Here is a 13,160-nt window from a genome sequence, read left to right as displayed (position 1 = left end):
CGGCGGGTTCAGAGCCAGTCGCGGCGTTTGAACGATGCGTACAGCGTCGCGGAGATGACCAGGATGGCGAGCGTGGAGACCCAGACCCCGGACGCCTGCCCGAACCCGGGGTACGGGATGTTCTGGCCGTAGAACCCGGTGATCGCGGTCGGGACCGCGATGATCGCCGCCCAGCTGGTGACCTTCTTCATGATCGTGTTGAGCCGGTTGCCCTGGATGCTCAGCTGCGTCTCGCGGATCGTGGCGACCATCTCGCGCAGGGACTCCGTCCACTCCGTCACCCGCAGGACGTGGTCGTAGACGTCCTGGAAGTAGGGCAGGAGCGTGTCGTCGCGGCGCATCAGGGAGGCGACGATCTCCCGCATCGGCACGGCCAGGTGCCGCAGGCGGCCGAGGCTCCGGCGCAGCAGCAGGGACTGGCGCTGCAGGTCGATGTGGTCGACGCGGTCGGCGAACACGAGGTCTTCGAGTTCCTCGACCTGCTCGTCGAGTTCCTGGACGGCGTCGAGGTGGCCGTCGACGAGGTGGTCGAGCAGGCCGTGGAGCAGGAATGCGGTGCCGTTCTTGGCCAGGTCCGGCGTGGTGTCCCAGCGTGCGGTGAGCGCGTCGATATCGGTGGTGCCGTTCCGGTGCACGGTGATCAGCACGCGGTCGGTGATGAACGCGTCGAGCTCCGAGGCCGTGAGGACGCCGTCGGTCACGCGCACGGAGTACGCGGCGAGGAACGAGTGCCGGTCGTAGCGGACGAGCTTGGGTCGCTGGTGGTCGTCGTCGAGTACGGAGGCGACGGCGAGCGGGTGCAGACCGAGTTCGTCGGCGAGCGTCGTCAGGTCCGCCGCGGTGGGCGCGTCGAGGTCGAGCCACAGGGTCACCGAGGGGTCGGCGAGGTGCTGGGCGGCCTCGGCGGCGGGGAAGTCCTCCCGCTCCAGGACACCGCTGCGGTATAACCGGTTGCGCGTCATCGCGGGCTCAGCGGTCGTACGCCGCGGCGAGGCTGGTGCGGCAGGCGCGGACCAGCTGGCGGGTGGCACGGGTGGCGGGCGTGTCGCCGCAGGACGGGCAGCGGACCGTGACGTCGCCGGCCAGCTGGTCGATCGCGACGTTCAGCGCGCATTCGCAGGCGCGGCACCAGCGGGTGCCGGTGATGATGACGACGTGCAGCGGCGAGGCGACGCAGTCGTGCAGCCAGCGGCGGTGGGTGCGGCAGGTGACGCGCTCCAGCGGGTCCAGGCCGTCCTCTTCGGACTGGTCTTCCGCGGTCAGTGTGCGTGCCAGGTGCCGGTCGGCGACATCGGCGTAGCGGGGATCGATGCAGCCGGCGGGCCGCAGGGCGAGCCGGTCACGGCGGTTGCGGCGGGCGGACGTCGGCTCGGCTGTGGCCGCCGGGGCGAATCCGCGGTGTGTGTCCATGATGTGCCTCACTTTCGTCTGGTCCCAGACTCCGCCGGTCCGGGCCGGACGACGAGGGCCGTATCGTCCTCGCTCCGGGGGCCCACGGACACCGGTTGCGGTGGGCCGAAGGCCCACGGGCGCGAGGACTTTCGCCTCCCTCAGGCGGTTCGCACGAGGTACACCGGGCAGGCCGCGTTGTGCAGCAGAGCCTGGCCGGTGGAGCCGAGCAGCAGGTCGGGGAACCCGCCGCGGCCGCGGTCGCCGAGCACGACGATCTGGGCGGCGTCGCTGCGCTCGATCAGCTCGCGCCGCGGGTGCGACCGGACGACGACCCGGTCGACTTCCACGTCGCCGGTGCCGTGGTCACCGAGCCGGTCGGCCAGCAGCCGGTGGCCGGCGCCGGCCACCGATTCGTGGTTCTCCGGGTGATCGGGTTCGTGCGGTGGCGGGTCGTCGGCCCACGCGTGCACGACGACCAGCGGGACGTGACGGGACTTGGCTTCGTCGAGGGCGACGGCGAGGATGCGGCTGCTTGCCTTGCCGCCGTCGATGCCGGCGAGAACCGGACGCCCGGCGGTTTCGGCCTCGTCCCAGGCGTCGCCGCGCACGATGACCGTGTCGCACGAGGCGTGTGCGCTGACGGCCGAGGCGACCGACCCGGCGAGGAGACCGGTGAGCCGGCCCTTGCCGGACGAGCCGACCACGAGCAGGGCGGCCGTCTTGGACGCGTCGACGAGAGCGTGGGCGGCGCGGCCGGGGTCGAGCCGGGTCGTCGCGCCCGGAACGCCCTGGGCGGACGCGAGCTCCGCCGCGGTGCGCAGGGACCGGCCGCCGCGGTCGCGCAGGACGTCCTTCATCTCCTCGGGCGGCGGCACCACCCCGCCGGCGAGCAAGGCCGAGAAGTCGAGGGCGTGCACGATCTCCAATGGCGCGCCGCGCCGGCTAGCGGTGCGGGCTGCCCAGCGGACGGCGTCGAGGGACTCGGCCGACCCGTCGATTCCGACGACGATCGGCTGTCCGGTTGGTGCGGTCATCGGCGGCTCCTGACGTAGTTGTCGGGTCGCGACCGTAAGGCCATCGGTCGCCAGGTTCACGGTGCGCTTCCGGCCGGTCGGGCCGAAGCGGCCAAAGGTCCTCGCGGGCGAGGACGAACGGCCGCATCGTGCGCGTGCCGGCGAGGCCTACCTTCGAGTCGGATGCGTGATCCACGCACCGGAACCCGGAGGAAACAGGTCATGAGCGCAACCGGAAACCCGCCGGTCGTCGTCGCCGTGGACGGTTCGGAGACCGCGGCGGCGGCCGCGTTGTGGGCCGCTGGGGAAGCCGCCCGCCGGCACGCGCCGCTGCTCGTCTTCACCGCCTACGGCTACGAGGACGCCGCGTTCGGCGGGAAGATGTACCTGCCGTCCGACTGGCTCAGGATCAAGGAGGCCGACGCCGACGAGCTGCTGCGCACGACGCGGGCGACCCTCGAAGCCGCCGTCCCCGGGCTGAACGTGTCCACTGAGGCCAGTGGCCGCGGACCGATACCCGGCCTGCTGGAGGTTTCGGCGCGTGCGCGGATCCTCATCACCGGTGAGCCTGTCGGCGTGCTGGCGGGCCTGTTCAGTGGCTCGCCCGATGTCGATCTCGCCGCGAAGGCGCATTGCCCGGTCGTCGTGGTGCGCGGGAACGAATCCGTCGACGGCCCGGTGGTCGTCGGCACCGATGGAAGCCCGCTGAGCGAAGCCGCGATCGCCTGGGCCTACGAGGAAGCCTCGCTCCGCAGTGCCCCGCTCGTCGCCCTGTACACCTGGCACGACGGGGACACCGCCGGCCTGTTCAGCGACGGCAACGTCGCCTTCCAGGGCGAAGATCTGCAGGACTCCGGTCGGCGGCTGCTGGCCCAGCGGCTCGCCGGCTGGCAGGAAAAGTACCCGGACGTCCACGTCGAGCGCCGGGTCGAACACGACAAGCCGCGCTCCCGGTTGCTGTCGGCGAGCCACGGCGCGCAGCTGGTCGTGGTCGGCAGCCGCGGCCGCGGTGGTTTCACCGGGCTGGTGCTGGGCTCGACGAGCCAGGCCCTGCTGCACCACGCGTCGTGCCCGGTCATGGTGGTCCGTACCGAGAAGGAGAAGTGAACATGAACACCGGAATGGTATCCGCGGTGATGACCGCCGGCCCGATCACCGTGTCCACGAACACGCCGTTCAAGGACATCGCCCAGCTGCTCACCGGCAATGAGATCAGCGCGGTCGGCGTCCTCGACAAGACGGGTGCGCTGGTCGGTGTCGTTTCGGAAGCCGACCTGCTGCCGCACCTGTGGGAGGACCGCAAGCCCCGGTGGCGTGACCGCAGGCTGGCGCGGAAGGCGACGGCGTGCGTGGCGAAGGACCTGATGACCAGCCCGGCCGTCACGATCGACGCCGAGGCCACGCTCGCCGCCGCCGCGGCGGAGTTCGCGCGCACCGGCGTCCGCCGGTTGTTCGTGCTGCGCAACGGGAAGGTGGCGGGCGTGCTGGCCCGCCGCGACCTGGTGGCGGTCTTCACCCGCGGCGACGCCGACCTCGAGCGCGAGATCACCGACCGCGTGCTGCGTGACCGGCTCAACCTCGGGCCCGACCGGGTGCGCGTGCAGGTCCGGGCCGGAGTCGTGATGGTCGTGGGGCGCGTGGAACGGCGCAGCGACATCGCCCCGGTGACGCGGCTGATCCACGAGCTGTCCGGAGTGGTGGAGGTCCGCAACCGCCTGGACTACGTCTGGAACGACGTCGCCTGAACGGCCCACGAATAAGGCCTCCACCCGGATCCGGGTGGAGGCCTTATTCGTGGGGGAAGCTTCGCGAAGCAAACGTAACGAGCCCTTCACCGGCCGCGCAGCTGTGCCGGTACCGGGAGACCGACGCCGTACGGGTGGGCCAACGGCCGCACGACCTCGCCGAGCGGACGCCGCGGTGTCGCCGGGAGCGGCGCTGCCCCCTCGGGGAGGTAGCCGATGCGCATGACGAGCTGCGGCTCGCTGTGGCCGTCGAGGACGCAGTCGCGGATCAGGCCGCGGGTGCAGGTCAGCTCGATCGGTTCGGTGTACACGCACGTCGCGAGGTTCAGCCGGGTAGCGGTCAGCAGGACCGCGCTGGCGGCTTCGCCCGCCCGAAGGCGATCGAGCGCGCTGTCGCCCGCGGTGGCCAGCACAGTCAGCACAGCACCGTCGCGACCCTCGGTGTCGTCCGGCCGCGCGCCGGCGAATTCGCGGACACGCAGCTCGCGGACAGCCGGAGGCGACTGGATCGTGTTCTGTGCGGGCACGCCGTCCGGGGAATAGTGCCGTCCGCTCCAGGCGGCCAGTTCGATCGCGTAGTCCGGGTCGGCCCGGTGCAGCCCGCCGGCCTCCACGGCGGCGCTCGTGGGCGCCGACAGCTGGGGTGCTCCGGCGACCACGCGCAGCGCGGCGCCCTGGTCGGCGGCACTCTTCTGGAGGAACACCTCGTCCCACACGAGCAACGGACGGTTGGCGAAGCGGCGGCGGTCCGAGCGGCGGCTGGGGATGGCCGCAGCCATGGCGATGTCGCTGTCACGGGTGTCGTGCGGTACCAGGTCGATCCGGGCCAGGAGTCCGGGTTCGGCCGGGTCGGGCAGCCGGTGGACCTGCGCGGCCCAGCCCGTGGCCGCCGCGGCGACAGTGAAGTGGTGCAGCGCGCAGCCGCAGCTGACGAGCAGGTCGCGGCCGTCGGGGTCGGTGTTCCGCAGGTGACGGCGTGGGTCCGTGCGCAGCTCGACCGTGCGGCCGGCGAATCGCCAGTCCCACGGCTGCGAGTTGTGCACCGACGGGGCACGCGCCGCGAGGGCGATGGCCGCCCGCACCGTGTACGCATCGGGCATCGTGTGGTCCATCGGTTCCTCCTCGCCGTCGGTTGTCCTCAGTGGGCCGGACGGTGGGCTTCGGCGCCGAGCACGGCCAGCTCGAGCGTGCGCGCGATGTCGCCCGGGCTGACGACGCCGACCAGGACGCCGTCCTCGACCACCAGCGCGAGGTCATGCCCGGGCCGGTTCCCGGTCCGGCCGAGGACCGTCGTCAGCGGGACGTCGGGAGCGGCGACGAGGCACACCGGCGGACGCGCGCAGATGTTCTCGACGCGGGTCGAAGTGCGAGCCGCGTCGGGTACTCGCGCCAGCGCGGACAGGCTGACCACGCCGATCGGACGGCCGTCGAACGCCACCACCGGATAGGTGCGGAAACGCCCGGACGCGGCCTGCTCGACGAACCCCTGCACGGTGAACCAGCCAGGCGCGGTGACCGGGTCCGGCGTCATGATCTCGCGGACCGCGATCCGGCCGAGGACCTCGCGTGCCGGACCGGCCGTGAGCTCGGCGCGGGCACTGAAGCCGAGGAAGCAGCCGATCCCCACCAGCCACAGCCCGGCGAAGCTGCCGAACCACAGCAGCTGCGCGAGGCCGGCGGCCGAGAGCGCCAGGCCGAGGACCCGGCCCGAGCGGGCGGCCGCGGCCTGGGCTCGCCGTTTGTCGCCGGTGAGCTCCCAGACGACGGCTTGGAGAATCCGGCCGCCGTCCAGCGGGGTGCCGGGCAGCAGGTTGAACACCGCCAGGACGAGGTTCGTCCAGCCCAGCCAGGCCACCGTGACGACCACGACGGCGGGCACGGCGCCGGGGAGGAGCCGGCTGAGGCCGAGGAAGCCGGCGCCGGCCAGCAGGCTCGCGAGCGGGCCCGCAAGGGCGACCGAAAACGCGGCACGCGGGGTCGGCGGGTCGTCGGGCATTTCCGTGCTGCCGCCGAGCAGCCACAGCGTGATGCGATCGACGGTGAGCCCGCGGTGCCGCGCCACGAGCGCGTGGCTCAGCTCGTGCACCAGCAGCGAGGCGAGGAACACCACGGCACCGGTGATCCCGGTCGCCCAGTACACGAGCGCGGGCTGCCCCGGAACGGCTTCCGGCAACAGTGACTGCGCCAGGAGCTCGGCCAGAAGCGCCATGATCAGGAGCACGGACCAGTGCGCGCCGACACGGATTCCGGCGGGGCGCCCGAGCGGGAACGTGGCATGCATCCCCGGACCATCCTCCCCGCGGGCGGGCGCGGGCGAGGGCCGCACCGCCCCGGAGCGAGGGACCAAAGACCTCTGCGTCGCCGACGTCCGGCCGCAGACCCGGTGCGGGCCGGATTCGTAGCGTCGGGGTATGGCCGGACGGAAGAACTCGCGGATCCCGCGCGCGGTGTACGAACGAGAGCTGATGCGCCTGCAGGCCGAACTCGTGAAGCTCCAGGAGTGGGTGCGCCACGAGGGCGTGCGCCTGGTCGTGGTCTTCGAGGGCCGCGACGCCGCGGGGAAGGGCAGCACGATCAAACGCGTCACCGAGCACCTCAACCCGCGCGTGGTGCGGATCGCCGCGCTGCCCAGCCCGACCGAGCGCGAGCGGACGCAGTGGTACTTCCAGCGCTACATCGAGCACCTGCCCGCGGCCGGGGAGATCGTGCTGTTCGACCGGAGCTGGTACAACCGGGCCGGGGTCGAGCGGGTGTTGGGGTTCTGCACCCCGGAGGAGCACCGGCGGTTCCTGCAGCAGTGCCCGATCTTCGAGCGCCTGCTCATCGACGACGGCATCCTCCTGCGCAAGTACTGGTTCTCGGTCAGCCTCGACGAGCAGGAACGCCGGTTCGCCGCGCGGATCGACGATCCGATGCGCCGCTGGAAGCTCTCGCCCATCGACCTGCAGTCCGTGACGCACTGGGAAGACTACTCGCGGGCGAAGGACGACATGTTCGTGCACACCGACACTGCCGAGTCACCGTGGCACGTGGTGGAAAGCGAGGAGAAGCGGCGCGGGCGGCTGAACATGATCGCGCACCTGCTCTCCACCGTCCCGTACCACGAGGTGTCCCGGCAGGCGGTTTCGCTGCCGGCGCGGCCTGAGCCGACCGGCTACTTCCGGCCCGACCGGCGGTTGCAGACCTACGTTCCCGACCACGCGGCCACTCTGCTGCCGCGGTGAACCGAAGGAGGAGAAGCCATGGATGACAAGGAAAAGGCTGCCATCGAAGCCGAGGCTCGCCGTGAGGTCGCGGAACGGGGCCGTCGGAGCCCGAAGCTGGGCCGCTACCTGCACGCGGTCGAACACCACGCGGTCAAGGAGAACGAGGAAGACGTCGTCCCGGCCGCCGTGGATGACCCGCGGCGGCCGGTGGGGGATCGTCAGCCTTGATCGGTGCGTGCGTAGGCCGCGAGGGCCCGCTCCCGGGCTTTCGCGGCCACCGTGCGGATCAGCGCGGTGTGCACCGACCCGATGGCCGGCCCGGAGATCCGCCAGCACCGGCGGAACTTCAGCCAGCTCTCCGGGTCGCTCAGCCGGACCCGCGTGTGCACGGTCAGCAGGGTGCGGTGTGGCCCGTAGGGGACCACCGACACGGCCAGGACGAGCTTCCCGAAGCCGGGTTCCTCGAACGCGGTGAAGTCGCCGGCCTCCACCCGGCGCCAGGTGATCACCGGTTTCCAGAACTTGCCGGCAACGCCGAGTGCGAACTCACTGCCCGGCCGGTCGCCGAGGAGGGTCCAATCCGATCCGGCGTGCAGGTCGTCGGCCGTGAGCCGGGTCGGCCGCCGGGGCGGGCCGTGCCGCCGGTTGTGCCAGCGCTCCGGCAGCATCCGCAGCCAGCCGGCCGCGGTGACGACACCACCGCGGACTTCGGTGAAGTCCAGTTCACGCGCCGCCGCGTACGTGTCCTTCACCGGCGCGTCCACGATCAGGTGGCGCACCAGCTCGAAGTGGGGGTGCGGGAGGAAGTGGTCGATCAGCAGGTCTGGTCCGGTCATCGCCCCAGGGTCGGCGAGGACACCGCGCAGGACAGGCGGATTTGGTCCCCGGTGAAAGGGACTTCGTGCTCTGACCCGTGAGTACGCGAGCGGCCATGCTGACCCCAGAACCCGCAGGAGGAACTGATGACCGCAACCGCCAGCCGTCCGGTACTCGCCGGGTTGGATGCTTCGGCGGCGTCCTTCGACGCCGTCCGCTGGGCCGCGAAGGAAGCTCGACGGCGGGAGACGACGCTGCAGCTCCTACACGCCTGCCTCTTCGAAGGCGGCCCGTCGCGAGCGCACGACAACTCCGAGTTGCTGCTCGAGCACGCTCACCGCTTCCTTCGCCGCGCCGCGGAGATCGCCCGTGAGGAGGCGCCGGGGGTGCGGGTCGAGACCTCGGTCCGGCTCGGGCTGGCCGTTGATCTGCTGCTCGCCGAGTCCGGCGGCGCGGCGCTCGTCGTCCTCGGTTCGCACGGTCTCGGTGGCCTGCGCGGCGCCCTGATCGGTTCGGTGGCCCTGCGGGTCGCGGCCGGGGCGGCCTGCCCGGTCGTGATCGTGCCCGCGCACCGGCCCGAGCTCGTCGGCCCGATCGTCGTCGGCGTCGACCCGTCGGGCTCCAGCGAGCACGCTCTGCGGTTCGCTCTCGAGGAAGCCGCCGCGGTGCGGGCGCCGGTGCACGTCGTGCACGCCTGGCACGACGGCCTGCTGGCCCCTGAGCTGGAGCTGGCGGACCTCGGGGCCGCTGAACAGCGCGAGCTGGACGCCCATCTCGCGAGCTGGGTCCGCAAGTACCCGGCGCTGGACATCACCGCACGGGCCGTCCGGGACCGCATCGCCTCGCACGCTCTGCTGAACGCCGAACCCGACGCGCGGCTGATCGTCGTCGGCACCCGTGGCCGGGGGCCGGTCGCCGGCGGGGTCCTGGGGTCGACCGGTAACGCCCTGCTCGCGCACGCGGCCTGCCCGGTCGTGGTCGTGCACTGAACTCCAGGAGAGGAACCGCCATGAAGGCACGCGACATCATGACGAGGCCGGTCGTGCGGGTCGGCCCGGGAACACCGGTGCGCGAGGCCATCGTGCTGCTCACCGAGCAATGCGTCGCGGCGCTGCCGGTGGTGGGGGAGGACGACGCGGTACTCGGCGTGTTCACCGAGGCGGACGCGCTCCGCAGCGGCGTCGCCGGAATAGGACCGTCGCCGGAGGTGCTGGTGGCCACGGTGATGACCGCGCCTGCCGAGACGGTGGGGCTCGACACCGATGTCACCGAAATCGCCCGCCACATGCTGGGTGACCGGCGGCGCAGCATCCCCGTGGTGGACGACGGCGTGCTCGTCGGCATCGTCAGCCGCCGCGACATGCTCAGCCCACTGGTGCGCCAGGACGACTCGGTCGCCTCGCACCTCAATGCCCTGCTGACCGACTACTGCGGTCATCGCGACCGGTGGGCGGTCTCCGTCACCGGCGGCATGGTGACGATCCGGGGCGCCTTCACCGACGAGGCCGAGCGCCGCGTCGTGACCGCACTCGCGAAGACGGTCCAAGGCGTCGTCGGCGTGGAGCTGTGGGAAGAAGCCTCGGTGAGGAGATGAAGATCCGGACGAACTTCGCCGCGTGCCGGTCTGGCTCTTCCCCAGCGGTCCCGTCGGCGACCGGAACAAGCCGGCCGAAGAGCCGGTCGTGGTCGTGGTCGAGGATCTCGTGGAGCGGCTCGGGGCCCGTGGCCACCGGCTGTTCGGCGGGAAGATCGACCGCCACGCACCGCACTTCCCGGAACGCGCCGTCGTGACGGCCCTGCGCGTTGCGGACGGCGACAACCGGGACTGGCCGTCGATCCGGGCCTGGGGCCGGGACATCGGTTCGAGCCTGGCCCAGGTCCAGGCTTCGAGGAGCACGTCATGACCACCCCGAAGACCTATCCGGTCCGGGTCGAAGCGACCCTGGACGAACCCCTGTCCCGCGGGCTGTGGCTGGTGAAGTGGCTGCTGGCCGTCCCGCACTATGTCGTACTGGCGTTCCTGTGGTTCGCCTACCCGTTCGTCACCATCGCCGCGTTCTTCGCGATCCTCGTCACCGGACGCTATCCGCGGCCGCTGTTCGAGTTCACTTCCGGAGTGCTGCGGTGGAGCTGGCGGGTGCAGTACTACTCCTACGCCGCGCTGGGAACCGATCGGTATCCGCCGTTTACCTTCGCCGACGTCCCGGACTATCCGGCGCGCCTCGAAATCGCTTACCCCGAAAGGCTTTCCCGAGGCCTGGTGCTGGTGAAGTGGTGGCTGCTGGCCATCCCGCACCTCGTCATCGTCGGCGTGTTCGTCGGCGGCGGCAGCTGGTTCGCGGCCCGCGGCGGGAGCGATGACTTCACCTGGGCCGCCGGCGGGCTCGTCGGCGTCCTGGTCCTCGTCGCCGGGGTGGTGCTGTTGTTCACCGGCCGCTACCCGCGGCCGATCTTCGACTTCGTGCTCGGCATGGACCGCTGGGTGCTGCGGGTCGCGGCCTACGTGTCGCTGATGACCGACGAGTACCCGCCGTTCCGGCTCGACATGGGCGGCGCCGAAGCCGGCCACGAGCCGCCGCACCCGCAGGCGCACCCGGCCGGGCCGTCCGGCTGGACCGGCGGGCGGATCGCCGCCGCGGTGACCGGCGCGGTGCTGGTGCTGGGTTCGATGGGTTTCCTCACCGGCGGCGGAGCCCTGTTGTGGGCCGACCGCACCCAGCGCGACGCCGACGGCTACCTGTCCGCGTCGACCACAGCGGTCGCGAGCGGCTACGCGGTCACGACCGACCCCGTGCAGGTGCACGGCATCTCCGGATTCACCGCCTTCGCCGGTGACGTCCGGGTCCGGGCCACGAGCGCGGACGGCCGTCCGGTCTTCGTCGGCATCGGCCGTTCGGACGCCGTCGCCGGCTACTTGGCCACCACCGAGTACAGCACCCTCGCCGACCGCCGCACCGGCGACCGGACCCACCCCGGTGGCGCTCCGGGCGTCCTGCCCGGCGACGCCGGGGTGTGGGTGGCGAGCACGTCCGGCCCCGGCACCCAGGGCCTCGCTTGGCCGGCGCTCGACGGGCAGTGGACCGCCGTCGTGATGAACGCCGATGGCTCGCGCGGAATCTCCGTGCGCGCGGAAGCAGGCGCGACCGCGCCCGCCATCGGCTGGATCGCGCTCGGCCTGCTGATCGCCGGAGTCGTGGTGCTCGCCGGTGGTGCCGCCCTGATCGGGACCGCGGCGCACCGCGCCTCGCGGCACCCGGGCACGCCCACCACGTCCGAGCCGTCCACTGTGGACGTTTGAGAAGGGAGGGACCATGCACGCGAAGCCGGGCGATTGGCTCGTCATCAAGGGCCCGCGGGTCGACGCGCCGGACCAGCGCGGACGGATCCTCGAGGTCCACTCCGCCGACGGCACCCCGCCGTACGTCGTTCGCTGGACGGCCGACGACCACGTGTCGACGGTATTCCCCGGGCCCGACGCCATGGTGCTCACCGCCGCGGAGGAGCGGGCTGCCGAAGAACAGGCCCGCACCCGGTACGACCGGGTCCAGCACCTGATCCAAGAGGGGGACAGCCATGCCCGGCTTCACTGACGGCGCGGTCGTCGCCGGGATCGACGGCTCGAGCTCCGCGGTGCAGGCCGCGGTCTGGGCCGGGGCCGAGGCCCGCCGCCGCGGCCGTCCGCTGCGGCTGGTCCAGGTCTACGCCCTGCCGCAAGTCAAAGCGCCGGTCGCGTTCGGCACTCACGAGCAGGTCCGGGCGGGCCTGGCCGAGCGCGCCGAAGGTTGGCTCGCCGACGCCCGGGCCGCGGTGCTCGCCGAGCACCCCGGCCTCGACGTCGTCACGGCCGCCCGGGAATGGAGCCCGGTCACCGCCTTGGTCCAGGAGTCGCAGCACGCCGAACTGCTGGTGCTGGGCTCGCGGGGACTGGGCGGCTTCACCGGCCTGCTGGTCGGCTCGACCGCGGTCGCGGTGGCCGCCCACACGCACTGCCCGATCGTCGTCGTCCGCGGCCGGAAGCCACACGATCCGCCACCGGTTACGGGATCGGTCGTCGTCGGCACCGACGGTTCGCCCGACAGCGAAGCCGCGATCGCGTTCGCCTGCGAGGAAGCGCGGCTCCGGGACACCGGGCTCGTCGCGGTGCACACCTGGAGCGACGTCCTCGCCGGCGGCACGCTCCGGCCGCACCCGATGGAGGAGAACCCGGACGAGATCGCGGCGGCGGAGCGCGTCAAGCTCGCGGAACAGGTCATCGGCTGGCAGCGCAAGTACCCGGACCTGACGATCGAGCTCGAGGTCATCCGCGGGCGCCCGGTGCGGACGCTGCTGGAACGCGGCGAGCACGCGCAGCTGATCGTGGTCGGCTGCCGGGGCCGCGGCGGCTTCACCGGCATGCTGCTCGGCTCGACCAGCCAGGCCCTGATCGCGTACTCGCCGTGCCCGGTCGCGGTCGCGCGGCCCCCGCGGGCCGAGAACACACCGTGAGCGCCCTGCGAACCCGGGCCACGATGCGCTTGCTGGCCACGTTCGAGACGGTGTTCGCCGCGAGCGCGGTGTACGGCGGGATCTCCCTGGCGGTCGGAGCACCGGGGTTCACGATGCCCGTCGAATGGCTGGCGCCGCTCGGGCTGACCAGCTGGGTGCTGCCCGGCATCGCGCTGGCGCTCGGCATCGGCGGCACGCTGGCGTGGGCTTCGGTATTCGCCTGGCGGATCGATTTCCGCGCGCCGCTCGCGGCCTTGGCGGCCTGTGGGGTGCTCACCGGCTGGCTCGTGATCCAGTTCGGCGTGATCGGCGTGCGCGCGCCCGTCCAGTGGGTGACCGCCGGATTGGTGGTCGTGCTGCTCGGGCTGGCGCTTCTGGCCCAGCGCCGGCTGGACAGGGCCGTGATTCCCTGCGCCCACCCGGAAGGGCGTAGCTCGCGAAGGGACGTAAGTCCTCCCTACCGGTGACCGACGCCAGCGGTGACCCGGGTCCCGCTTTCCTAG

At 72.2% G+C, this 13,160-nt stretch carries 17 protein-coding genes; 11 read left to right on the top strand and 6 right to left on the bottom strand.

Annotation, left to right across the window (positions count from 1 at the left end; all coding sequences use genetic code 11):
- Positions 1 to 8: 8 nt before the first annotated feature.
- From AB0F52_RS38975 to AB0F52_RS38965, 3 genes are all read right to left on the bottom strand, one after another.
- A complete protein-coding gene (locus tag AB0F52_RS38975) occupies positions 9 to 962 on the bottom strand; it encodes a magnesium transporter CorA family protein (protein ID WP_360182018.1) in 954 nt (317 codons plus the stop codon).
- Positions 963 to 969: 7 nt separating this feature from the next.
- Positions 970 to 1,410 carry a hypothetical protein gene (locus tag AB0F52_RS38970; RefSeq protein ID WP_360182015.1) on the bottom strand — a complete coding sequence of 147 codons (441 nt, stop codon included), beginning with the start codon at positions 1,408 to 1,410 and terminating at the stop codon, positions 970 to 972.
- Positions 1,411 to 1,550: 140 nt separating this feature from the next.
- Positions 1,551 to 2,426, bottom strand: a complete 876-nt coding sequence (locus AB0F52_RS38965) for a universal stress protein (RefSeq protein ID WP_360182012.1) — start codon at positions 2,424 to 2,426, stop codon at positions 1,551 to 1,553.
- Positions 2,427 to 2,627: 201 nt separating this feature from the next.
- Here AB0F52_RS38965 and AB0F52_RS38960 point away from each other — a divergent pair, with 201 nt between their 5' ends.
- Together AB0F52_RS38960 and AB0F52_RS38955 are read left to right on the top strand one after the other, a co-directional pair.
- Positions 2,628 to 3,512 carry a universal stress protein gene (locus AB0F52_RS38960; protein WP_360182010.1) on the top strand — a complete coding sequence of 295 codons (885 nt, stop codon included), beginning with the start codon at positions 2,628 to 2,630 and terminating at the stop codon, positions 3,510 to 3,512.
- A 2-nt stretch (positions 3,513 to 3,514) separates the two neighbouring features.
- Positions 3,515 to 4,150: a CBS domain-containing protein gene (locus AB0F52_RS38955; protein WP_360182007.1), complete on the top strand. Its 636-nt coding sequence runs from the start codon at positions 3,515 to 3,517 to the stop codon at positions 4,148 to 4,150.
- Positions 4,151 to 4,236: 86 nt separating this feature from the next.
- Here AB0F52_RS38955 and AB0F52_RS38950 read toward each other — a convergent pair whose 3' ends face one another.
- Together AB0F52_RS38950 and AB0F52_RS38945 are read right to left on the bottom strand one after the other, a co-directional pair.
- Entirely contained in the window at positions 4,237 to 5,262 is a 1,026-nt protein-coding gene (locus tag AB0F52_RS38950) for a hypothetical protein (protein WP_360182004.1), read from the bottom strand.
- Between the two features lie 26 nt (positions 5,263 to 5,288).
- Complete coding sequence (locus tag AB0F52_RS38945) at positions 5,289 to 6,431, bottom strand: site-2 protease family protein (protein WP_360182001.1); 1,143 nt, start codon at positions 6,429 to 6,431, stop codon at positions 5,289 to 5,291.
- A gap of 130 nt (positions 6,432 to 6,561) precedes the next feature.
- On the opposite strand from AB0F52_RS38945, the gene ppk2 reads away from it, so the two are divergent.
- Both ppk2 and AB0F52_RS38935 read left to right on the top strand, forming a co-directional pair.
- Positions 6,562 to 7,374, top strand: coding sequence for a polyphosphate kinase 2 (ppk2, locus tag AB0F52_RS38940; protein ID WP_360181999.1), 813 nt, complete (start codon positions 6,562 to 6,564; stop codon positions 7,372 to 7,374).
- A gap of 18 nt (positions 7,375 to 7,392) precedes the next feature.
- Complete coding sequence (locus AB0F52_RS38935) at positions 7,393 to 7,584, top strand: hypothetical protein (RefSeq protein ID WP_360181996.1); 192 nt, start codon at positions 7,393 to 7,395, stop codon at positions 7,582 to 7,584.
- Here AB0F52_RS38935 and AB0F52_RS38930 read toward each other — a convergent pair.
- Complete coding sequence (locus AB0F52_RS38930; protein ID WP_360181993.1) at positions 7,575 to 8,192, bottom strand: hypothetical protein; 618 nt, start codon at positions 8,190 to 8,192, stop codon at positions 7,575 to 7,577. The two genes, AB0F52_RS38935 and AB0F52_RS38930, sit on opposite strands and share 10 nt — an antisense overlap.
- 126 nt (positions 8,193 to 8,318) lie before the next feature.
- On the opposite strand from AB0F52_RS38930, the gene AB0F52_RS38925 reads away from it, so the two are divergent.
- From AB0F52_RS38925 to AB0F52_RS38895, 7 genes are read left to right on the top strand one after another with little or no spacing between them, the layout of a single operon-like run.
- Entirely contained in the window at positions 8,319 to 9,161 is an 843-nt protein-coding gene (locus tag AB0F52_RS38925; RefSeq protein WP_360181990.1) for a universal stress protein, read from the top strand.
- A gap of 20 nt (positions 9,162 to 9,181) precedes the next feature.
- Complete coding sequence (locus AB0F52_RS38920; RefSeq protein ID WP_360181987.1) at positions 9,182 to 9,766, top strand: CBS domain-containing protein; 585 nt, start codon at positions 9,182 to 9,184, stop codon at positions 9,764 to 9,766.
- A 22-nt stretch (positions 9,767 to 9,788) separates the two neighbouring features.
- Positions 9,789 to 10,076: a hypothetical protein gene (locus AB0F52_RS38915; RefSeq protein ID WP_360181984.1), complete on the top strand. Its 288-nt coding sequence runs from the start codon at positions 9,789 to 9,791 to the stop codon at positions 10,074 to 10,076.
- Complete coding sequence (locus AB0F52_RS38910; protein WP_360181981.1) at positions 10,073 to 11,470, top strand: DUF4389 domain-containing protein; 1,398 nt, start codon at positions 10,073 to 10,075, stop codon at positions 11,468 to 11,470. The genes AB0F52_RS38915 and AB0F52_RS38910 overlap by 4 nt, the downstream gene beginning before the upstream one ends.
- Before the next feature lie 13 nt (positions 11,471 to 11,483).
- On the top strand, positions 11,484 to 11,762 hold the full coding sequence (locus AB0F52_RS38905) for a DUF1918 domain-containing protein (RefSeq protein WP_360181978.1): 279 nt from the start codon (positions 11,484 to 11,486) through the stop codon (positions 11,760 to 11,762).
- Entirely contained in the window at positions 11,746 to 12,657 is a 912-nt protein-coding gene (locus AB0F52_RS38900; protein WP_360181975.1) for a universal stress protein, read from the top strand. The genes AB0F52_RS38905 and AB0F52_RS38900 overlap by 17 nt, the downstream gene beginning before the upstream one ends.
- A complete protein-coding gene (locus tag AB0F52_RS38895; RefSeq protein WP_360181972.1) occupies positions 12,654 to 13,124 on the top strand; it encodes a hypothetical protein in 471 nt (156 codons plus the stop codon). Before AB0F52_RS38900 ends, AB0F52_RS38895 begins: the two co-directional genes overlap by 4 nt.
- Positions 13,125 to 13,160: the final 36 nt, after the last annotated feature.

The sequence above is a fragment of the Amycolatopsis sp. NPDC024027 genome, assembly GCF_040638975.1.
Classification (GTDB): domain Bacteria; phylum Actinomycetota; class Actinomycetes; order Mycobacteriales; family Pseudonocardiaceae; genus Amycolatopsis.
Note: the sequence above shows the minus strand (reverse complement) of the source record. Positions and strands in the feature narration are given on the sequence as shown.